At 69.9% G+C, this 20264-nt stretch carries 15 protein-coding genes and 1 tRNA gene; 4 read left to right on the top strand and 12 right to left on the bottom strand.

All coding sequences use genetic code 11. The annotated features are described in order from the left end of the window. Positions 1–7: 7 nt before the first annotated feature. Positions 8–2221 (bottom strand): LCP family glycopolymer transferase, encoded by a 2214-nt coding sequence (locus BW733_RS06035; RefSeq protein ID WP_077348840.1) that lies wholly within the window; start codon positions 2219–2221, stop codon positions 8–10. A gap of 76 nt (positions 2222–2297) precedes the next feature. Further along, a complete protein-coding gene (locus BW733_RS06030) occupies positions 2298–3971 on the bottom strand; it encodes an LCP family protein (RefSeq protein ID WP_077348838.1) in 1674 nt (557 codons plus the stop codon). A 76-nt stretch (positions 3972–4047) separates the two neighbouring features. Between BW733_RS06030 and BW733_RS06025 the strand changes: the two genes are divergently transcribed. Together BW733_RS06025 and BW733_RS06020 are read left to right on the top strand one after the other, a co-directional pair. After that, positions 4048–4141 (top strand) — tRNA-Ser (locus BW733_RS06025). 63 nt (positions 4142–4204) lie between these two features. Beyond that, positions 4205–4645, top strand: a complete 441-nt coding sequence (locus BW733_RS06020; protein ID WP_077348836.1) for an ACT domain-containing protein — start codon at positions 4205–4207, stop codon at positions 4643–4645. Between the two features lie 43 nt (positions 4646–4688). Here the strand turns inward: BW733_RS06020 and BW733_RS06015 are convergent, their stop codons facing one another. From BW733_RS06015 to BW733_RS05970, 10 genes are all read right to left on the bottom strand, one after another. Then, positions 4689–5174, bottom strand: coding sequence for a methylated-DNA--[protein]-cysteine S-methyltransferase (locus BW733_RS06015; protein WP_077348834.1), 486 nt, complete (start codon positions 5172–5174; stop codon positions 4689–4691). Further along, positions 5171–6661 carry a DNA-3-methyladenine glycosylase 2 family protein gene (locus BW733_RS06010; RefSeq protein WP_077348832.1) on the bottom strand — a complete coding sequence of 497 codons (1491 nt, stop codon included), beginning with the start codon at positions 6659–6661 and terminating at the stop codon, positions 5171–5173. Before BW733_RS06010 ends, BW733_RS06015 begins: the two co-directional genes overlap by 4 nt. Before the next feature lie 125 nt (positions 6662–6786). After that, positions 6787–8046, bottom strand: coding sequence for a CehA/McbA family metallohydrolase (locus BW733_RS06005; RefSeq protein ID WP_077348830.1), 1260 nt, complete (start codon positions 8044–8046; stop codon positions 6787–6789). Beyond that, the gene (locus BW733_RS06000; RefSeq protein WP_161490149.1) at positions 8046–10706 is read right to left on the bottom strand and encodes a glycoside hydrolase family 38 N-terminal domain-containing protein; all 2661 of its coding nucleotides are present in this window, start codon (positions 10704–10706) and stop codon (positions 8046–8048) included. The genes BW733_RS06005 and BW733_RS06000 overlap by 1 nt, the downstream gene beginning before the upstream one ends. A 2-nt stretch (positions 10707–10708) precedes the next feature. After that, on the bottom strand, positions 10709–11797 hold the full coding sequence (locus BW733_RS05995; RefSeq protein WP_077348826.1) for an ABC transporter ATP-binding protein: 1089 nt from the start codon (positions 11795–11797) through the stop codon (positions 10709–10711). After that, a complete protein-coding gene (locus BW733_RS05990) occupies positions 11794–12636 on the bottom strand; it encodes a carbohydrate ABC transporter permease (RefSeq protein WP_237268322.1) in 843 nt (280 codons plus the stop codon). Before BW733_RS05990 ends, BW733_RS05995 begins: the two co-directional genes overlap by 4 nt. Beyond that, positions 12633–13550 (bottom strand): carbohydrate ABC transporter permease, encoded by a 918-nt coding sequence (locus BW733_RS05985; RefSeq protein WP_077348825.1) that lies wholly within the window; start codon positions 13548–13550, stop codon positions 12633–12635. Before BW733_RS05985 ends, BW733_RS05990 begins: the two co-directional genes overlap by 4 nt. 6 nt (positions 13551–13556) lie before the next feature. Then, positions 13557–14768, bottom strand: a complete 1212-nt coding sequence (locus BW733_RS05980) for an extracellular solute-binding protein (protein WP_077348823.1) — start codon at positions 14766–14768, stop codon at positions 13557–13559. A 27-nt stretch (positions 14769–14795) separates the two neighbouring features. Continuing rightward, positions 14796–15125, bottom strand: coding sequence for a GNAT family N-acetyltransferase (locus BW733_RS05975; RefSeq protein WP_077348820.1), 330 nt, complete (start codon positions 15123–15125; stop codon positions 14796–14798). 198 nt (positions 15126–15323) lie between these two features. Continuing rightward, on the bottom strand, positions 15324–15863 hold the full coding sequence (locus BW733_RS05970) for a transposase (RefSeq protein ID WP_077348818.1): 540 nt from the start codon (positions 15861–15863) through the stop codon (positions 15324–15326). 35 nt (positions 15864–15898) lie between these two features. Between BW733_RS05970 and BW733_RS05965 the strand changes: the two genes are divergently transcribed. Then, on the top strand, positions 15899–17500 hold the full coding sequence (locus BW733_RS05965; protein WP_077348815.1) for a BREX-2 system ATPase PglY family protein: 1602 nt from the start codon (positions 15899–15901) through the stop codon (positions 17498–17500). Next, positions 17497–20175, top strand: a complete 2679-nt coding sequence (gene pglZ / locus BW733_RS05960) for a BREX-2 system phosphatase PglZ (RefSeq protein ID WP_077348812.1) — start codon at positions 17497–17499, stop codon at positions 20173–20175. The genes BW733_RS05965 and pglZ overlap by 4 nt, the downstream gene beginning before the upstream one ends. Positions 20176–20264: the final 89 nt, after the last annotated feature.

The following is a 20264-nucleotide window of genomic DNA, read 5'->3' as shown; positions in this document are numbered from 1 at the left end:
CGAGAGATCAGTTGCCCTGCCAGGCGCAGGCGTCGCCGACGTTCTGGCTGCCGTCGGTGAGCTTCTGCTCGTCCGTGGTCGGGGTGGGCTTCGCGGACTCGCTCTCCCCAGGCTCGCTGGACTGCGTCTCCTTCGGCTCGGCTGAGGCCTCGGAGGCCGTCGGGCTGGAGGTCGGAGCCGCGCTGGGCGGGGCAGGGGAGGCGGTTGACTTGGCCGGGTTGCCGATGGCCGTCTGAACGGCCTCGCGCATCGCCTCGAAGTCCGGGTCGGCGTAGGAGTAGCCGTTCTTGCCGGGGGCGAAGACGAGCCGGTTGACGGTTCCGCCGTCCTTGACCCGGAAGGCCAGGTCGATGAAGGCCCCGAACTCGTCGCGGGTGATGTCGGTGGAGACCATGTCGGCCGAGGCGGCCGCGATCGGCTCGAACGATGTCACGAGCGTCTCGGGGTTCGCCTGGTTGATGATGGCGTCGACGAGGCAGGACTGGCGGGCCATCCGGTCGTAGTCGGACGAGTCGTAGCGGCTGCGGGCGTACCACATGGCGTGGTACCCGTCGAGCTTCTGTTCCTTGCCGACCTCGATGTAGCCGCTCGGGCGGATGCCCTTCGACTTGTTGCCGCCGATCGGAAGCCGGTTGTTGACGTTGACCGTCACGCCGCCCATGGCGTTGATCAGGTTGCTCAGCCCGTCGATGTTGAGCATGGCGAAGCGGTCGATCTTGAGCCCGGTGATGCCCTGCACCCCCTCCTTGAGCGCCTCGGCGCCCGGGAAGGTCGTGCCCTCGAACAGGTGCGCGTAGTCGCCGCCCTCGGAGGTCTTCTCCCAGATGGTGTTGACGAACCATTCGCCCTCGCCGCCCTCGCCGCGCAGGCCGTCCGGGAACTCCTCGGCCATGACGGAACCTTCGGGGAACGGCGTGTACTGCACGTTGCGCGGGATCTGGATCAGGGTGGTGTTGCCGGTCTTCGTGTCGATCGAGGCGACCATGATCGTGTCGGTCCGCACGCCGAACATCTCCACGTTCTCCTTGCGTGCCTCGTTGCCGTCGGCGCCGAGGAGCAGGATGTTGACACGTTCCGTGTCGGCCCAGGGGTCAGGGGCGTTGCTTGCCGCGATCTCCTCGCGGTTGCTCGCCTTGATGTCTGAGGCCTGGGGGAGGATCTGGTCGAGCATCAGGTAGGCGTCGCGCGAGTAGCGGGCCGCGACGGCGGTGGGGGCCGCCACTCCGAAGGCGAGGGCGGTCACGACGACGGCGCCGAGGATCCGCCGTCCCTGCGTGGTGTGTTCGGGTCGCGTGGCGATGTGGGTGAGCGCGATCAGCGCGACCCACACAACGGCGACGATGACGAGGCCGAAGGTGGCCTGGGTGAGGGTGGACTCGCGCTGCGCGGCCTGGGTCAGCTTCGACAGATCGGTCAGCGCCGAGATCCCGAGGTAACCGATCGCGAGGACGAACACGGCCGTGGTGACGGCGCCGAGCGCCTTCAGCCCGCGCTGCGGAGCGCCGAGCAGCCCGGAACCCGGGACGACGGCCGAGGCGAGGGTGAGCAGCAGCGAACGACGCAGGCGACCCGTGTTCGCCTCGTCAGGCACGGCCTTGTCGGACGACTCGTCCGGCTCCTTGCCGAGCGCATGTGCAGGCGGATCGACGGGGGTGTTCCCACCGCCGTCGCCTGCCTTGGGCGCAGGGGTGGTCTTCGGCTCCGGCCGGAACCAGTCGCCCGAGGGGACGGCGGCGCTCGCCGCGGTCGCGGGCCGGTCGGACGGGCGCTGTGCCGCCGCGTCAGGCGCGGTCGACTGCGTTGCTGACGCGGCGGGGGACTCGGCATCCGAGATCGCGGCGCCCGCCTTTGCCGACTCCGAGGCCCCGGCCTTCGGCTCCGCTGCGCCGGCCTTCGACTCCGCTGCCGACTTGGCTTGCGCGGACGAGGACGTCGATTCCGTTGCCGCCGGCTTCGCCTCAGTGGCATCGTCCTTCGGCGCGTCCTTCGACCTGCCGAGCGCGGTGCCGGGGGCGACCTGCTCGGGGCGCGGACGCTCGCCGCTCGGCCACGGATCCATGCCGCCCTGCGAGGGCGGCCGACGGTACAGGAGGTCGTCGTAGCTGAACTTCTGCTTCCGGACGACGGTCTGCTCGGCCTCGTCGGCCCCGTCGGCTGCGTGCGCGGGCGACGGCTCGCCCTGCGGGCCAAGGGCGCGGCGTGGTCGTTCGGCGTCGTTCATGTGACCTCCTGGCGGTCAGTCTACGTTGCGGACCCGCGTCGGCCCACACCCGCATCAGGCGTCGTCGCGCCGCTGACTAGCTCTGCGGGTTGTAGGCGCAGGCGTCGGCGACGGTCTGGACGCCCTCGGCGTCGTTGGGGGTGGCGGCGGTCGCCGGGGCTGAGGTCGGGGTCGCGGGCGTCGCCGGTGCCGACGCGGTTGCGGGAGCCGACGCTGTGGCCGGAGCCGAGGCGGTCGCGGGAGCCGTCGGCGCCGCGCTCGTGGCCGTGGCGGCGGGCGTCGGGGCCGGGGCGATGGCCGCCTGAACCACCTGGTGCATCTTCTCGAAGTCGGGATCGGCGTAGCTGTAGCCGAACTTGCCGTTACTGAACACGACCCGCTTGATGGTGCCGCCGTCCTTCATCCGGAACGCGAGGTCGATGTAGGCGCCGAGCTGGTCGTCGGTGATGTCGGTCAGCAGCATCTCGGACGACGCATCTGCGATCGGCTCGAAGTTCGTGAACAGGGTCTGCGGGTTCGCCTGGTCGACGATGGCGTTGATCAGGCAGGACTGGCGGGCCATGCGGTTGTAGTCGTCGGTGTTGTAGCGGCTGCGGGCGTACCACATGGCGTCGCGACCCATGAGGTGCTGGTTGGGCCCTGGCTGCAGGAACTCCTTCGGGCTGATTCCCTTTGCGGTGTCGCCACCGATGGCCAGTTCCTCGTTGATGTTGACGGTGACGCCGCCCATCGCGTCGATCAGCGACTCGAGGCCGTCGATGTTGAGCAGCACGAACTGGTTGATCTGCAGGCCGGTGATCCCCTCGACGCCCTGTTTCAGCGCATCGGCGCCGCGGTGGGTGCTGCCCGTCATCAGGTTCGGGTAGTCGAGTTCGACGTGCGACCAGATGGTGTTGACGAACCACTCACCCGCGTCGCCCTCGCCGCGGAAGCCGTCGGGGAAGGCGGCCGCCATCTCCGAGCCGTCCGGGAACGGGGTGTACTGCAGATTGCGGGGGATCTGGATGAGCGTCGTCTCACCGGTCTTCGTGTCGATGGAGGCGACCATGATCGTGTCGGTGCGGATCGAGTACTTCGCGACGGCGTCGGCCCGCGAGGCGCTGCCGTCTCCGCCGAGCAGGAGGATGTTGACCCGTGCCTGGTTGGCCCACGGGTCTGGCGCGTTGGCCACGATGCTCGGCCTGTTGTTCGACTTCACGTCGTCGCCGCTCTGCAGCACGCTCGACAGGGCGAGGGTCGTGTCCCGGGAGTAGCGGGCGGCCACCGCGGTCGGGGCGGCAACGCCGAACGCCAGCGCCGTGACGACGACGGCGCCGAGCGCACGCTTGCCTCCGCGCAGCCCGGCGGGCCGGGTGACGATGTGGGTGAGCGCGATCAGCGCGACCCACACCACGGCACCGACCGCGAGCCCGGTGGTGGCGAGGGTCAGGAAGCGGGTGTTGGCCGCGAAGCGCGCCACGCGAGGCATGTCGGTGAGGGCGAAGTAGGCCAGCGTCACGCCCGCGACGAGCGCGAGGGCCGCCGTCACCGCGCCGAGGATCTTGAGCCCACGACGAGGAGCGCCGAGCAGGCCCGAACCGGGCAGGACGGCCGAGGCGAGGGTGAGGAGGATCGAGCTGCGGAGGTGGCGACGGCGGCTCTCCGGTGCGGCCGTCTCGTCGGGCGCACCGTCTCCGTCGTCCAGGTCCCAGGACGTGAACGGGGTGTCGGCCGGGTCGGCCGCGCGCCGGGGCGCTCCGCTGTCGTTCATGTAACCTCCTGCCCTCCAGTTTATGTGCAGCGCGTTTGCTGCCGCACTACCCGCTCGGCTAGTCTGGACCGGCACTGGAGGTGTCGCCTAGTACGGTCTATGGCGCCCGCCTGCTAAGCGGGTTTGGGGCTTCAACCCCATCGCGGGTTCAAATCCCGCCACCTCCGCCAGTCGTGACGACGCCCCGGATCCCGGGGCGTCGTTCGCGTCTGACCACCTATATCGTGTGCCCCATGGCTGGAATCACGGACCTCGACGTGCTGCTGCGCGACCTCAGCCCGCGACGCCGCGAGGGCGAGTTCGTCTACGTCACCACGGGCTCCGAGGTGCCGGCCGAGGCCAGGATCGTCGAGCGTGAGGGCGTCACCCTGGTGCTGCGACGCGAGACAGCCGAAGACCACGGTCTGACCTACGAGGCGACCTTCGGCTGGATCACCCTCGAGGTGCACTCGTCACTCGAGGCCGTCGGTCTGACCGCGGCCGTGTCGACGGCGCTGGCGCGGGCCGGGATCTCCTGCAACCTGCTCGCCGGCTTCCACCATGACCACCTGCTCATCCCGACCCCGCGCGTCGACGAGGCCCTTGCGGTGCTGAACGACCTGTCGAAGCCCGCAGCGCGGGGCTTCGGGATCACGATCGCGCGTTGGTTGGGGCTGACCGCTCCCCGCCACTGAGCATTCATCCGACCGGTCGGCGCCTCGGCCTGGCGGGCGTCGGTCAGGCGACGATCGGGGTCTCGCCCCGCTCCAGCGCGAGCAGGTAGGACTTGCGCTCCGTGCCGCCCGCGTAACCGGTCAGCTTCCCCGTCCAGCCGACCACCCGGTGGCACGGCACGACGATGCTGATCGGGTTGCGCCCGTTGGCGAGTCCGACGGCGCGCGAGGCGCCTGGCTGCCCGATCGAGGTGGCGAGCTGTCCGTAGGTCCAGGTCTCGCCGTAGGGGATGGAGCGCAGCGCCGCCCAGACCTTCTCCTGGAAGGGGGTTCCGTGGGGGCCGAGGGGCAGATCGAACGTCGTGCGGCGTCCTGCGAAGTACTCGCCGAGCTGCTGTTCGACCTCCGGGAGGACGGTGTCGTCGCGTTCGCCGAAGCTCGCCGGGTCGGGCGCTGGCTTGTGTTCGGTCATGTACAGACCGGCGAGGGCGCCGTCGCGTTCGACGATGGTCAGCTCGCCGATCGGGGAGTCGATGGTGCGGTAACTCATGCTGCCTCCTCAGAGCAGCCCGGATGCCCGGGGATGGTGTTGACGGCGTGCGGGGTCATGGCCCACAGGTGCTGGGTGGCGTAGGAGCGCCACGGGCGCCACGCCTGGGAATGGGCCTCGAGCTTGTCGACGCCGAGTTCGGCGGCGGCGCGGATCAGGCCGAGATCGGTGGCGGGGAAGGCGTCGGGGTCGCCGAGGCCGCGCATGGCGATCATCTCGACGGTCCACGGGCCGATCCCCTTCAACGCACCGAGCTTCGCGCGAGCCTCGTCCCTGTCGACGCCGACGCCGAGGTCGAGGTCGCCCTCCGCGAGTGCGAGCGCGGTGCGGCGGATCGTGTCGCGGCGCGACTGAGGCAAGGCGAACGTCTCGTCGCCCGCCGTGAGGATCTGCTCGGCGGTCGGGAAGAGATGGGTCAGCCCGGCGACCGGGCTGTCGACCTGGTCGCCGACGGCGGAGACGAGCCTCGCCCCGTGCGTGCGTGCCGCGGCCGTCGAGACCTGCTGGCCGAGCAGAATGCGGAAGGCCATCTCGTCGCCGTCGACCCCGCGCGGGATTCGCCGTCCGGGATGCGCCGCCACCAGCGGCGCGAACACCGGGTCCTCCGCGAGGAAGCCGTCGATCGCGACCGGGTCGGCGTCCAGGTCGAGAAGCCGCCGGACCCGCGACACGACGGTCGGCAACTGGCCGAGGTCGCTCAGCCCGATCCGCGCCGACACCCCGCCATGACCCGGCCGCAGCGACACGACGGCGTGGCCGACGGGCAGCCGCAGCGTGCGGTGGTAGGCGCCGTCGTGGAACGACTCGACGCCGTCGATCGAGGTGGCGATCAGGTGGCCGAAGACGTTGCACGGGCAGAACGGCTGCCGCACGGGCAGCTCCAGGTCGATGAACGTCAGGCCGCCGTCGGCCGCCGTGCGACGTCTCGTCGACCGGTTGCGCAGCTCGCGCGGTGTCGTCGCGTAGACCTCCTGCATCGTCGCGTTGAAGGAGCGCACGCTGCTGAAGCCCGCCGCGAAGGCGATCTCGGCGTGGGAGAGTTCGGTGGCCTCCAGGAGGGTGCGGGCCGTCTGGGCGCGTCGCGCCCGCGCCAGTGCGAGGGGGCCGGCGCCGGTGCCGTCGGTCAGCAACCGCTGCACCTGTCGCGTCGAGTAGCCAAGCCGCGAGGCGAGCCCGGCGACGCCTTCGCGGTCGACCACCCCGTCGTCGATCAGTCGGACGGCGCGCGCGAGGACGTCGCTTCGGACGTCCCATTCGGGGGAGCCGGAGGTCGCGCCCGGGACGCACCGCTTGCAGGCGCGGAACCCGGCGAGTTGCGCCGCGGCCGCGGTGGGATAGAAGCGCACATTCCTCGCCTGCGGGGTGCGGGCCGGGCACGACGGCCGACAGTAGATGCCGGTCGAGAGCACCGCGGTGAAAAAGCGGCCGTCGAAGCGGGCGTCCTTCGCCTGGATCGCCCGTAGACAGGCGGCGGTGTCGGTGTACATACCTCAAGCATGTCCCAGGCGGGACCGGATTTCTAGCAGGAATGCGACACTGCCCTCCTGTTGAGAATCAGGAAGCCGCCGGGCGGAGGTTGTGCCCCCATCCGCCCGGCGGCTGATCTTGGGTGTCAGGCCGAAAGGGCCACGACGGTGCGGTGCGAGTCCTCAAGACGGAACGGCCCGTCCTCGCGCGGGGCTCGGATGCGCTGGCCCTCACCGTCCACGACAAGGCGCCGTCCCGACCCGGAGATCAGCACGAGCCCTACCGCCGCGAAGGCCAGGAGGTCTTCGTCCTGACGGATCAGGATGGGCGCCTTGTCGTGGACGGGCCGCGCCTCCCCGTCGTTCAGGTACGTACCCATCGCCGTGACGGTGGTGCGGCCGGCGCGGATGCCGTCGAGGATCGACTCGGGCGAGCATTCCTCGGCAGCGACCCACGTCGTCGGCAGCCCTGGCCGGAGCGGCTTCGAGCGGTTATGGAAGTCTCCGCCGCCGATCAGGACGACGTCGTGACTCCACCGCTGGAACCAGGCGAGGGCCGAGGTGGCGATGGGCTCCTCGTACCAGGAGCTGTGATAGAGCTCGACGCCGCCTGGCTCGCGTTCCACGGCGTGCAGCCACGAGCAGTCGCCCGAGACGGGATGGTTGATCGACATCAGACCGCCGCGCTCGGCGACATCGTCGGCCCACTGCTGCCCAGGGTTGCGGAAGTCGACGAAGCCGATCTCGCCGAACGCGTTGGCGTGTCCGGCGTGGGTCGTGACTTCCTGGCCGGGCACGAGAGTGATGCCGTGCCGCGCCCCGACCGATGGAAGGTGGGCGTGGTGGCTCGTCGTGTTGTGGTCGGTGACGCACAGGAAGTCGAGGCCCGAGCGCACCCCCTCGTTGGCCAGTTCCCATAGCGAGAGCGCGCCGTCGGAGTGCAGCGAGTGCGCGTGCGTGTCGCCCGCGAACCAGCGCATCCCGTCGGGCGCGGGCAGGTCGCGATCACTGCCGCGCGAGACGCGGTCCACGGGATCCTCTCGAGGCCCGTGATCTGGACGATTCAGAGCCGGCATTTCCACGGTGACGCACACGTCGGCCCCGTCCCCGGGAAGGGTGTGCAGGCCGACGATCACGTTCCAGACCCCTGCGACGACGCCACCCGGCAGATACCCAGGGGTGGCGTCGTCCTCGGCGACGATGAACGTCCGCCGCGCCCCGCCCGACCAGCCCCGCCAGGCGTCGGGTCCCTCGCAGCCGAGGTCGACCACGGCATCCGGGCCGCCCTCGACCTCGAGGTTCACTTCGAATGAGCCGACACCCTCAGGGAGCTCGAAGGCGAACCGCTGGTAGCGGTCGGCCGCCTGGTCGGCCAACGTGACGTGCCGAGTCTCGACGTGTCGCATCAGGACTTCCTCCGCAGCGTGACGATCTGGCCCGGCCCCACCTCGAGCGAGAACGGGTCGACGGGGTCGGACGACACCGCGCCGGTCAGGTCGGTGACCACCCAGGCGCCCTCAGTCGCGACCCGAAGCGGAGCGCTCTGGTCGGAGTAGTTCACGAAGCGGGCCTCCAGGCCGCCAGGCACGCGCCGCAGCGACTCAAGCGCGACGACGCCCTCGGTCCGTAGGCCAACCTCAGGCTCGGCGCGCTGGCCGCCAAGCCCCTTGGCCACCACTGGCGTGAACCGGAATGTGTCCGCGTTGGCGACCGTGGCCTCGGGGTCGAGGTCGATCGCGAAGGACAGTTCGACCTTCCGTCCGAGATACTGCGCGCCCGGTGCTGGCAGTTGCGACCCCGCGGGCTCATCGCGAAGCGGGTGAACGTTGACGCTCATCAGACCCACGCTTCGCAAGACGGTGAGTGCCAGGTCGTCTGGCCGACCCTCCTCCCCGTCGACCACCTCGTACTCGACGAGTTTGTCGAGGAGCGCGCTCACCCCGCCGGCCGATACCCACCGGGTGGCCGGGAAGGTGGGAACCGGGAACTCGCCCCAGCCGCCCTCGGCGTCACGTCCGCGCTTGGTCGTTCCGTACTGCCCGGCCGATGCCGACCCGTCGAGCCCGGAGGCCAGGGTGGGGATGAGAACGCGCAGACGGTGGTCGCGCACCTGGTTGGTGAGGCTGACGGTGACCCGAACGAAGGGCTCGTCCGCACGGATCTCGAGGTCGGTGTCGACCACCTGCTCGGCGACCTCGGTGAGGCGCTTCGAGCGGTCGTCCGGGTCGACCCCTACCGGCAGTTCGAAGGTGCGCCGGATCAGGATGCGGCCACGCAGCGGGCCGCGCTCCGTGACGGTGACCTCGACGCTCTTGGCATCGGTGATCGAGCCCTCCAGCGGTCCGAAGTTGTACGAGTCGCCCCGGTCGCCGTCGTCGACCAGACGCAGCGCGTCGGCGATGCTCGTCCCGTTCCGCAGGTCCGTGACGGTGACCGTCCCGTCCGCGGCGACCTCGGTGCGCACCAGCGAGTTGTCGAGTGTGGTGCCGTCGACGGCGACCGGTGCCTCGGGCGCCACGGCGGTCTCGGCGCCAAGCGCGACTGCGGAGATGCCGTCGGCCCATCCCGAGACGACCACGCGGCTCGACTCCGGCACGCGTGTGATCACGTGGAACTCGTGATCGGGCTCCGAGGAGGCCATCTTGTCGTGCAGGACGGCGGCGAAGTCGGCGAGGTCGAAGTCGCCGGCGGTGTGGTCGGCCACGACGAACTCGAGTTCATCGTCGTCCCAGTTCCAGGATCGGATGTGCTTGCCGAACAGTTCCTGGCCGTGGATGCGGCGAATGATCTTCGGCAGGTCGCGTGAGGCGAGGCGTTCGTCGCCGATCACCGTCGGCATCGCCTCGACCACCTGGAGGGCGGACGACGACGGAGCGCCCTCGACAACCAACTCGGCCTGCACAGGGCGGCGGTAGCCGCTCTGATTGAACGCCGCGACCGCGCCGACCGGCGCGACTGCTCCCAGGGCGCCGAGCGAGATGTCGACGGCGCCGTCGGCGGTCTGCGCCGCCACCTTCAGCCGCGATTCGACCTCGTCTGCGGTCGAGTCGACGCCACACCCGGTGACCGAATCGTGCGCCGTCGACTCGATGACAAGGCCCCAGCCGCGCTCGAAGAACGCCGTCCGGGACGGACCTCCCAGCCAAGCGTCGAGACGCTCGGCCGTGGTGAGCGCGCGTTCGGCTGCCGACATCGCTGCCTTGAGGTTGGTTCGGATGGAGAAGACGCCCGGCAGAAGGTTGCCGCGAGCGTGTGAGCGCAGCTCGCCCCTGACCCTCGGCAACGCGCCAAGGGCCTCGGGGGAGTGGTCACGCGAGGCGACCACCTCCTCGACGGTGCCGATCGTCAACTCGACGTCGCCCTCGTAGCCGCGCAGGATCTGGACCAGGTCTGAGCGCGGCGCCATGTGGTCGGTTCCGTACCACCCGGCCACAGCCTCCCCGTCGAACCATGAGGCGTTCTCGTTCAGGTATCCGTCGATCAGTTCGGGCAGCTTCTCCAGCGGCTCGAACAGTTTCAGCGCGCTGCCGTACCCGTCCCACAGGTATTCGACCCGCACCGAGCTTCCGTCGAGCGCCTCCCACAGGAAGGCGTGCTTGTCCACCGAGGCGGGCGCGCCCCGCCACAGCGATGCGTCCGCGATGCCGAAGCCGCGGAGGATCTGCGGAGTTTGGGCTGCGTGGCCGAACATGTCGGGCAGGTAGCCGACCCGCATCTCGCCGCCCAGCCGACGCGCCGACCGGATGCCGTGCTCGAGGTTGCGGACGATGGTCTCGCCGTCGCAGCAGAACTCGTCGAGCAGGATCTGGAAGGGACCGAGCGCCAACTGCCCGCGAGCCACCGCGGCCTTCACCCGTTCGGTCTCCTCGGGTCTGAGTTCGAGGTAGTCGTCGATCGCGGCGCTCTGGCCGTCAAGGGTGAACTTGTACGCGGGTTCTCGTTCCAGCATGGTGAGCAGACCGTCGAGCATCGCGACGAGTCGGGCGCGAAACACGTCGTGCGGCTCGTACCATTCGCGATCCCAGTGGGTGTGCGGGACGATCCACATCGCCTTGGGCAGTGACACGCTCATCGCTCCTCTCCGCCGATGCGGAGTCCGGACTCTTCGTCGAAGACCATCGTCTTCGGCACGGGGATGGTGAACCAGACGCTCTGGCCAGGCTCGGGAAGCGGCTCCTCCTCGACGACGGCCTGGAGCCGCTCGTCGCCGACGCGGGCGGTGAGGAGCGCCGCCGCACCGAGGTTCTCGATGGTCGCCACCTCCGCCTCGATGCCGTCGGGAACCGGGGTGGGGCTCCACGTGATGTACTCGGGGCGCGCGCCGATGACGACCTTCTGGCCCTCGCTCAGCCTCGCCGTCGTATCCGGCTGGACGGTGATCGTCGTGCCGAGCAGCCGGACGCGGCCGCCTTCGACGACGCCGTCGAGCAGGTTCATCGGGTGCGATCCGATGAAGGACGCCACGAAGGTGTTCGCGGGGGAGTGGAACACCTCGCGCGGGGTGCCGATCTGCTGGATCTTGCCCTCCTTCATCACCGCCATGCGGTCGGCGAGCGCGAGCGCCTCGGACTGGTCGTGGGTGACGAAGACCGAGGTCACGCCGAGCTCGCGCTGCAGTTCCTTCAAGAAGGATCGGGCCTCGAGACGGAGCCGCGCGTCGAGGTTCGACAGCGGCTCGTCGAGCAGCAGCACCTGGGGCCGGGTGGCGATCGCGCGGGCGAGCGCCACACGCTGCTGCTGGCCACCGGAGAGTTGCCCGGGGCGTCGCTCAAGGAGGTGTTCGAGCGACAGCTTGGCCGCCGTGTCGGCCGCCGCCTTGCGCCGCTCGTCCTTGGCGACCTTGCGAATGCGAAGCGGGTAGGAGATGTTGTCGGAGACATCCATGTGCGGGAAGAGCGCGTAGTCCTGGAAGACCATGGCGACGCCGCGTTCACCCGGCTCGCGGTGGGTCATGTCCTCGCCGCCGATCTGCAAGGTGCCCTCGGTGATGGTCTCGAGTCCGGCGATGGAGCGAAGCAGCGTTGTCTTGCCGCAGCCGGACGGGCCGAGCAGTGCGAAGAACTCGCCCTCACCGATCTCGATGTCGACGCCGTCGACGCCGCGCACCCCGTTCGGATACTGCTTGACCAGCGCAGTGGTCGTGATGGTCGAGGTCATGACTTGATTCCTCCGTAGAAGCGGAAACCGAACTTTCGGTTGACGAAGAAGTAGATGAGGATGACGGGCAACGCGAAGATCAGCGAGAACGCCGAGATGAGGCGGAGGTCGGCCTGCCCGGATTCGGTGTAGAAGGTGTACATCATGACCGCGGCCGGCTGGCTGGTCGGGTCGCGCAGCAGCAGGAACGGCACGAGGAAGTTGCCCCACACCTGCACCACGGTCCAGATCGCGACGAACGCGATGCCTGGCCGCGCGACGGGGACGACGACGTGGCTGAGGATCTGGTACGGCTTGGCCCCGTAGAGGCGAGCCGATTCTTCATAGGACTTCGGAACCGAGTCCATGAAGTCCTTCAGGATGAACACGACCGTCGGGAGAAGCCCTCCGGCCAGCACAAGCATCACGCCCGTGTGGGTGTTGATCAGGTTGATGGCGTTCATCAACTGGAACGTCGGCACCATGGCGGCCGTTCCGGTGACGATCGAGCTGAGCAGCAACATGCCGTAGAGCAGCCCGTCGCGCCCAGGGATGCGCACCCGTGACAGCGCATAGCTGGCGACGGTGGCCAACAGGACGGTGATCAGCATCGTCCCGAGCGCGATGATCAGCGAGTTGACGATAGAGCCGAGCGCATAGGGGTTCTCGGCGAGGCGCTGGAAGTTGCTCAGCGTCCACTCCGGCCACTTGACGGCCATCGTCGGGTTCGCGTCGAAAGGCGCGACGACGAGCCAGGCCATCGGGAGCGCGAAGAAGACGGCGATCACCACGAGCAGGAGGATGAAGAGGGTGCGGCCGAGCACCTTGCGCAGTTGACGGCCAAAGCTCTGCGGTTTCACTTCTTGCTCCTTCCGATGCGCATGTACATCAGGGCGATGGCCAGGTTGATCAGCAGCATGATCATCGAGATCGCAGCACCGAAGCCGAGCTGGCCGCCCGGGATGGCGGTCTTGTAGATGTAGACCGAGAGGATCTCCGTCTTACCGTTGGGGCCGCCAGCGGTGAGCAGGTAGGGCGTGAACGTGTTAAACGTCCACAGCGTGATCATGAGCGTGTTGGTGAGCACGTGGCCGCGGATGTTCGGCAGGACGACGTCGCGCAACTGCTCCCAACCGGAAGCCCCCGCCATGCGTGCACTCTCCATCTGCGACGGCGGAACAGCCGACAGTGCCGAAGAGAAGAGCTGCATCGAGAAGGCGGTGCCGACCCAGATGTTGAAGATGATGATGATCGTCATCGGGTTCTCGATCAGCCACGCCTTGCCTTCGGTGCCGAGCAGGGCGTTGAGCGTTCCGCCGCGGCGGTCGAGAAGGGCGATCCAGAGGAACGCGTGAACGGAGCCGGGGATGACCCAGGCGGCGAGCACCACCGACTCGAGGACGGTGCGCGCCCAGCCCGCGATGCGCCGGGTCGACCAGGCGAGCGTGAAGCCGAGCAGCGTCTGACCGAGCACGCCCGAGAAGCCGACGAAGATGACGGTCAGCCAGAGCGAATTCCAGAAGCTCTTGTCACCGAGCGCCTGGGAATAGTTCTGGAGGCCGACGAACTCCGTGTTGGCCGCTGCGAGGCCGGTCAGCCTGTAGTTGGTCATCCCGAGATAGACCGTCCACAGGGCCGGGAACAGGAGGAAGAGGGCGATGAGGAGCAGCGCCGGGGTCACGAAGACGATGGCTCGCTTCGTCCCGAGGCCGGCCACATCCTCCGCCCGGCGCCGGGAACGCCTCGTTCCCGGCGCCGATGCGGTGGTGCTCATGACAAATCAGCCCTGAGCGATGTTCTCTTCGCCGCCCACGATGGACGGGAGAGCGTCGGCGAACGTCTTTGCGGCGTCCTCGGTCGAGGTGCCGGACACGACGTCCAGCGTTGCCTGCTGCAGCTTCGCGGAAACCTCCGGGTACTCGGCGAGGCCGGGGCGGTAGGCGGTGATGGGCAGAACCTCGTTGTTGACGAAGGTCAGCATCTTGTCGGAGGCGAGCAGCTTGTCGTTGACGTCCTTGCGGGGCGAGATGGACAAGGTGCCGGCCGAGCGGGCCTCGAAGGCCTCGGGCGAGTTCATGAACGCCAGCAGTTCCCAGGAGAGATCGGGGTTGGCCGAGTTGGGGTTGAGCACGCGGCCGGTGCCGCCGGACATGGAGACGAAGTCCTGCCCGTTGATGCCCGAGCCGGGCTTCATGGCCGGGATCTTCGCGTAGCCGACGACCTCGTCGCGGTCGGCCATCGGCGCCGTCCCGACGCCCTCGGCTGGGTTGATCACGGAGCGCCAGAAGTAGTCGCCCTCGAAGAGGATGCCGATCTTGCCCGCGGCGAACTCGGCGAACGAGGTGTCGCGGCCGGAGGCCTCCTGCTGGAGGATCGGGTCGCCGAGGCCCTCATCGACGTAGATCTTCTTGTAGAGATCGAGGACGTCGCGCATGCCCTGCGTGTCGCCGTACCACTTGCCGTCGGCCCAGAGCTTCTGGCCGGTGCCCATCAGCATCGGGAGGTATCCCTGCATGCTGGTCGCCTCGCCCATCGCGGTGCCCGCGTTGAGCTGGATGGGGGTGACGCCGTCGAGCTTCTTCAGCGCGCGCCCCGCCTCGAGGATCTCGTCCCAAGACGTCGGCTGCCAGTCCTCGGGAAGGCCGGCGTCCTTGAAGAGCGTCTTGTTGTAGTAGATGACGCGACCGTCGGAGCCCTGCGGGACGCCGTAGCGCTCACCCTCGAAGGAGAGGGCCTGCTGGACGGCCTCGGTCATCTGCTCCCAGCCGTCCCAGGAGTCGGAGTCCTTGGAGACCTGGTTCAGCGGCTTGATGTAGCCGGCCTGGGCGAACTCACCCGTCCAGATGCCGTCGATGCCGAGCACATCGGCGCCCTTGCCGGAGCTGAGGTCGAGGGCGATCTTGGTCTTGTAGTCCTCGTCGTCGACGCCCTGGGGCTCGAACTTGACCTCGACCTCGACGCCCTTCTCCTTCTGGGCGGACGGATGGAGGATCTCGAGGCGAAGGTCGAGGCGCGCTGACTACGAGTCGGCGTCGCGCTGCGCCGGTCGGACCATCGCGAAGGCGGCCGGGCCCTCCGGGTTGATCGTGTCGATGAAGGCGAAGCCGTAGCGCTCGTACAGGCGCCTGCTCGCGGGGGTCGTCGCCTCCAAGTAGGCGGGAAGGCCGTTGGCGTCGACCTTCGCGAGACGGTCGCGCAGCAGCGCCGACCCGATGCCGAGCCCCTGGCTTCCCGGGTCGACCGCCAGATCGGTCAGATACCAGTGCGGGTAGTGCGGGCGGAAGGATGCGTACTCGGCGTCCATCGCCCGCACGATGCTCAGATGCCGCAGCCCGATGGCGCGGAACACCTAGGAGGGCGCTGAACAAGGTGTGATCTGAGGCGGGTATGGCGTGAGGGGGGCGGGCGGAGCGCCGCCATGGCCGTCTTTGCGGCAGTGAGGTCAGCACCCTGGGGTGCGACAGTCGGGGTCGTTCCGCCCGCCTGAGGCCATCCTGCGCTCGATCGGGGCGGCGTGGCAAGGGCCCAGCGGCCCCCGGTCCCACCCTCAGGCGATGGCCCAGGTCCCGTCCTGGACGGTGAGCCCGAGGTTGAGGAGGCGTCGCAGGTTGAGACCGGCGGCGCGGTGGTGCAGCCAGGCGTCGTTCTTGGCCACGCCCCGGTAGGGCACGCGGCGTGCTCCGCGCGTGAGCCAGGCGATGGAGCGTTCGACCATCGGCCGGTGCCGTCGGTAGACGGCCTGGAAGTCCGGGTCGGTGGCTCGTTCGCGGTGCTGTCGTTGGAGCTGGTGGTGCTCACCCAGGGTGACCTTGCGGCCACGTTCGGCGGTGGTGCACCGCTGCCGCAGCGGACAGCCGGCGCACGCGGCGCCGAAGGTCACCTTGCCCTTGGCACTGACGCCGCGGGTGAGCCCGGCCGGGCAGGTCAACGTCCCGGCGACCGGGTCGTGGATGAAGTCGTCCAGGGTGAACCCGCCCTCGACAGCCGGCCGCAGCGGCCAGGGTTTGAGGACCGGTTCCCACTTGCGGGCATCGAGCGTGGCCAGCATGTCACCGGAGGCGTAGGCGGAGTCGCCGAGCACCTGCACCGGCGCGTTCCGAGGACCTGGCCCGGATCGACCAGATGCGCGCCCGGAACTGGGACGAGCGCACCATCGTGTGGCTGCCGCGGTTCTTCAGCTCCGAGCGGATGCGCGACGTCAGCCGCCTGGTGATCCTCAACTATCTCCTCGAGGGCGCCGGCGACCGCTACGCGTCCTTCGCCGACCACCTCTCCGAGACCGGCCGGGTGCAGGCGAAGACCATCCTGCAGTCGCAGCGCGAGGCCCTCCTGCACCGGATCCGGCAGGCCATCCAGGTGGCCTACGACGTCGAATCCCCGCTGAGCAGCGGCGACGTGGTGGGCGACGCCTCCAACCCCGAGGTACTCGCCTCGCTGACGCCCAGTTTCACGCCCCGGCCCTCGGCCGGCGGCACGCTCAAGCAGGCCTACGAGTACCTGGTGCGGGAGGCGTTCTCCGCCACGTATCCGGCGCACCCACGGTTCGAGCCGGGCGACGAAGAGGTGCGCCCGCGCGAGCTGCAGGTGGCGTACTCGTACGTCGAGCAGGCGCTGGCGGACCGCGAGAACCGGGTGCCGCTGGGTCCCGACGCCGCCGCCGCACGCCGGATCGCCAATCCGCTCGGCGTCGGGAAGGCGGCCGAGACGCACTTCCTCATGGGGGATGAGTACTTCGCCGCCTGGGGCCCGGAGTTCGAGCGACGGCTCGGCTCCCGCGACGCCGACGCCCGTGGGCCGGTCACCGTGGGCGAGGTGCGCGGCTGGATCGCCGGGATGGAGCCCAAGGTCGGACTGACCCGGGAGGTGGCCGACCTGGTGATCCTCGCGTGGGCCGCGCTGCGCCGTCGTGCCTGGTATCACCACGGCGTCACGATCGACGCCCCCAAGCCCGGGGCGCTGCGCGACGACATGGAGCTGCGCGAGCAGCCCATGCCCACTGAGGACGAGTGGGCCACGGCCATCCGGTTGGCGGGGTCGATCCTCGGCTTGACCAGCTCGACGCACGCCACGCCCAGCGCGGTGGCGAACCTGGCGCAGGCCGTGCGGGCGAAGGCCATCGAGTGGTCGGAGCCCAGCGCCCGGCTGGTCACGGCCCTCGAATCGGCGGGGAGGTCGGTCGGGGTCGACGAGTCGCGGCCGAACCAGCGGCTGGCCACGGCGCGTGCCGCCGCCGACCTGTGCGAGGTGCTGCGAGGGCTGAACGGGCTGCCGCTGATCAAGCGGCTCGCGGCTGCGGACATCCCCCAGCCGACGGCCACCGGCCGGTCGTTAGCGAGCGCGGGCGCTGTCGCGGCCATGGTGACCGGGTATGACTGGCACCGCTTCGCGCCCCTCATCACCGCCTCCTCCGGTGAGGGCGAACGGGCCGACGAGGCCGCCGGGATCCTGACCCGGCTGCGCGAGGCGCTCCTCGCCGACGAGTTCACCACCCAGCTGGCGCCCGCCATCACGAACGCGGACCGGGAGTTGTTCGAGTGGCTCGCTCGTGGCAACCCCGGCCCCAAGCCTCCGGTGTCGCCGCCACCCGTTGCCCCCAAGCCCGGCACGTCTGGGCGGGCCAGCCTCCGCGGGAGGGGCGGCCTGTCCAGCGTGTCCGACCAGCTCCGCGAGTTCGTCGACCAGCACCCGGATGAGAACGTCGTCGTGGAGTGGCGGGTCGAATGACGGTTGACGTCGCTGCCAGCGCGGCGGTCACCCCGGCCATCGCGCGTGCGTTCATCGAGCAGGCCCGCCACAAGAACTACGCGCACGGGGTGATCGGGGTGCGAGCCCGGCCCGAGGCCACGGGCGAGACCACGTTCCAGTTCGGCGGGCAGAGCGTGCGGATCGTCCCGGCCGGCTCGGCGTTGGCCCTGCGCGAGGCCATTCGAAGCGCCGACCCCGACGGCTGGCTCGTCGTGGTCACCGACCGCAGCGACGACGACCTCGGCGCCGGCCTCCTGTCCCACCTCATCTGGCAGCGGCTCCGCCACCCCGACCCCTGGCAGGCCGTTCAGCAGGCGTTCGCCGCGCACAGCGTCGACGCCCGCCTCCTCAGCCTCGGCAACGCCCGCGACGTGGCGTCGGGTCTGCTGGAGCTCGCGCCGACGGACGGCTGGCCGCCCGCCCCCGCCGGTGTCCTGACCCGCGACCACGCGCTGTCGTCGGCGGCCCGCGCCGAGCTGGGACTGCCCGCCGGGCCGGTGGACCTCATCGCCGTCCTCCACTGGTCCACCGACGCCTCGCTGCCCGCCGCCATCGCCCGGCTCCGCACCCGGGCCGGGGAGACCACCGTCGACGCCATCCTCGACTGGGTGGCCGCCTCCTCCGGCGAGGCGGCCCCCTTCGTCGCCGCGCTGCTGCGCACCGGCACCGTCAACGACCTCGTCCCGCTCGGCGTCGCCGTCGACTGCCTGCTGAACGCACGCGACCGGCACGAGGCCGAGCTCGCCCTGGCCCGGCTCCAGCACCGCTGGGGCTCGGTGCCCCGCGAGTCGCTCGCCGCGGCCGGCCGGCTCTCGCGCGTCGTGCTGTCAGGATTGCTGGGCGCGAGTTCAACCGCCCGAACCGGCACCGCGCTCCTGGCCCAGGCCGACGACCTCCTCAACTCGGCGCAGGCCCAGCACCTCACCGAGGCCTCAACCCTGCTGCGCTCCGGCCTCACCCACCGCCTCCGCGGCCTGGCCGAGGCCCTCCGCCACGGCGCCGACGGCGACACCTCCGCCCTGGAATCGACGTGGGCGCGAGTCGCCGAGCACGAGCTGGTCGACGGCGACACCCGCGTCGCCCCGGCCCGCGCCGGGGTGCGGCTGGTCCGTTGGCTGACCGCCACCTCCGACGACGAGTCGCCTTCGGCGCTCGCCGCTCTGGCCGATCGTCACCTGCTGGTGGACGCCTGGGTGGACTCGGCCGTCAACGACGCCGAGGCGGGGGTGGACGATCCCGGACTCGCCTCGGCGCTCGAGGCGGTGCTGCGCGCCGTCGAAAAGCGTCGCGACGGCCATGACCTGGAGTTCGCCACCGCCCTGGCCCGCGAGGGCTGCGGTGATTCACTCGCCGGGGTGCGCGGCCTGGAGCAGGTGCTGCCAGACATCGTCGCGCCCCTGGCCCACGAGTACCCGACGCTGCTGCTGGTGCTCGACGGGATGAGCGCCGGCGTGGCCACCGAGATCATCCAGCACGCCACCACCGAGGTGGAGTTCGGCATGGTTGAGTGCATCGTACCCGGGGTCGACCGGCGCATGCCCGCCCTGGCCGTGTTGCCCAGCGTCACGGAGATGAGCCGCTCCTCGCTGCTGGCTGGTCGGTTGACGAGCGGCCAGCAGGACGCCGAGCGCCGCAACTTCGCCGCCTTCACCTCGGCAAAGGGCCTGGGCGAGGCCCCGCTGTTCCACAAGAAGGGCCTCGACACCGGCCGGCAGGGCTTCGCCATCGCCGACGACGTCCGCCTCGCGATCGCGGACACTGACCGGCATCGCCTTGTCGGATGCGTCCTCAACACCATCGACGACGCCCTCGACCGCAACGACCCCGGCGGCACCGACTGGACCGCCGAGACTGTCAAGCACCTCGGCCCGCTCCTGCGCGCCGCGCGGGCCGCTGGCCGGCTGGTGGTGCTGACCAGCGACCACGGTCACGTCGTCGAGCGCCGGCGCGGAACGCAGCGAGGGGTTGCGGTGAGCAGTCGCTACCGCTCGGTGTCACCTCCTATTGGGGACGACGAAGTGCTCGTATCAGGTACTCGCGTCCTAACCGAAGATCACCAAGCTGTCCTGGCGGTCAGTGAACGACTCCGCTACCGGCCAACCATGGCTGGATACCACGGCGGTGCGGCTCCAGCCGAAGTGGTGGTTCCTGTCGCGCTGCTGGCGCCATCGACCCTCTCCCACAAGCTGGCCGCTGCGCCAGTTGCCGAACCATCGTGGTGGGACCTGACCGGTGCACCCACGCTCCCCGTCGCGGCCCCCTCGGCACCCGTCGAGGTGCCGGACGTCCCGCAGCCAGACCTGTTCTCCTCCGTCCCCGAGTCCACCGTCAGTGGTGGTGTGGGCCGGGCGCTCGTCGAATCTACGACGTACGGAGCTCAGAAGAAGCTCGTCGGCCGCGTTGCCGTGACGGACGACGCCGTCGCCGCCCTCGTCGACGCCCTCACATCGACGCCCGACCGCCGCCTCAGCGCCACCCGCGCCGCGACCCTGCTGGGCGTGCCTGCGAACAGGGTCGCGATGGTGATGAGCCAGGTGTCGAAGCTGCTGAACGTGGAGGGCTACCCGGTGGTGGCCACCGACCCGACCACTCAGGCCGTCACCCTCGACGTCGCCCTGCTGGCCGAGCAGTACGGAGTCCGCGAATCGCGATGAATCTCTTACAGGGCCATTCCGGAGCTTGTCTGGCGCTAAGTGGAGCTGGAGTAGGCCGATCTCCACGATCCTGACAGACAGCCCCCTAG

Origin of the sequence: Tessaracoccus flavescens (assembly GCF_001998865.1) — a bacterium.
Lineage (GTDB): Bacteria > Actinomycetota > Actinomycetes > Propionibacteriales > Propionibacteriaceae > Arachnia > Arachnia flavescens.
This window is presented reverse-complemented; position numbering and strand designations above follow the sequence as displayed.

What these genes read in the sequence shown, in the direction of transcription:
- BW733_RS05995 (WP_077348826.1), bottom strand. Translation starts at nt 11,797, where the DNA reads ATGACCTCGACCATCACGACCACTGCGCTGGTCAAGCAGTATCCGAAC.
- BW733_RS06005 (WP_077348830.1), bottom strand. Translation starts at nt 8,046, where the DNA reads ATGCGACACGTCGAGACTCGGCACGTCACGTTGGCCGACCAGGCGGCC.
- BW733_RS05985 (WP_077348825.1), bottom strand. Translation starts at nt 13,550, where the DNA reads ATGAGCACCACCGCATCGGCGCCGGGAACGAGGCGTTCCCGGCGCCGG.
- BW733_RS06015 (WP_077348834.1), bottom strand. Translation starts at nt 5,174, where the DNA reads ATGAGTTACCGCACCATCGACTCCCCGATCGGCGAGCTGACCATCGTC.
- BW733_RS06020 (WP_077348836.1), top strand. Translation starts at nt 4,205, where the DNA reads ATGGCTGGAATCACGGACCTCGACGTGCTGCTGCGCGACCTCAGCCCG.
- BW733_RS06035 (WP_077348840.1), bottom strand. Translation starts at nt 2,221, where the DNA reads ATGAACGACGCCGAACGACCACGCCGCGCCCTTGGCCCGCAGGGCGAG.
- BW733_RS06010 (WP_077348832.1), bottom strand. Translation starts at nt 6,661, where the DNA reads ATGTACACCGACACCGCCGCCTGTCTACGGGCGATCCAGGCGAAGGAC.
- BW733_RS05965 (WP_077348815.1), top strand. Translation starts at nt 15,899, where the DNA reads ATGCGCGCCCGGAACTGGGACGAGCGCACCATCGTGTGGCTGCCGCGG.
- pglZ (WP_077348812.1), top strand. Translation starts at nt 17,497, where the DNA reads ATGACGGTTGACGTCGCTGCCAGCGCGGCGGTCACCCCGGCCATCGCG.
- BW733_RS06030 (WP_077348838.1), bottom strand. Translation starts at nt 3,971, where the DNA reads ATGAACGACAGCGGAGCGCCCCGGCGCGCGGCCGACCCGGCCGACACC.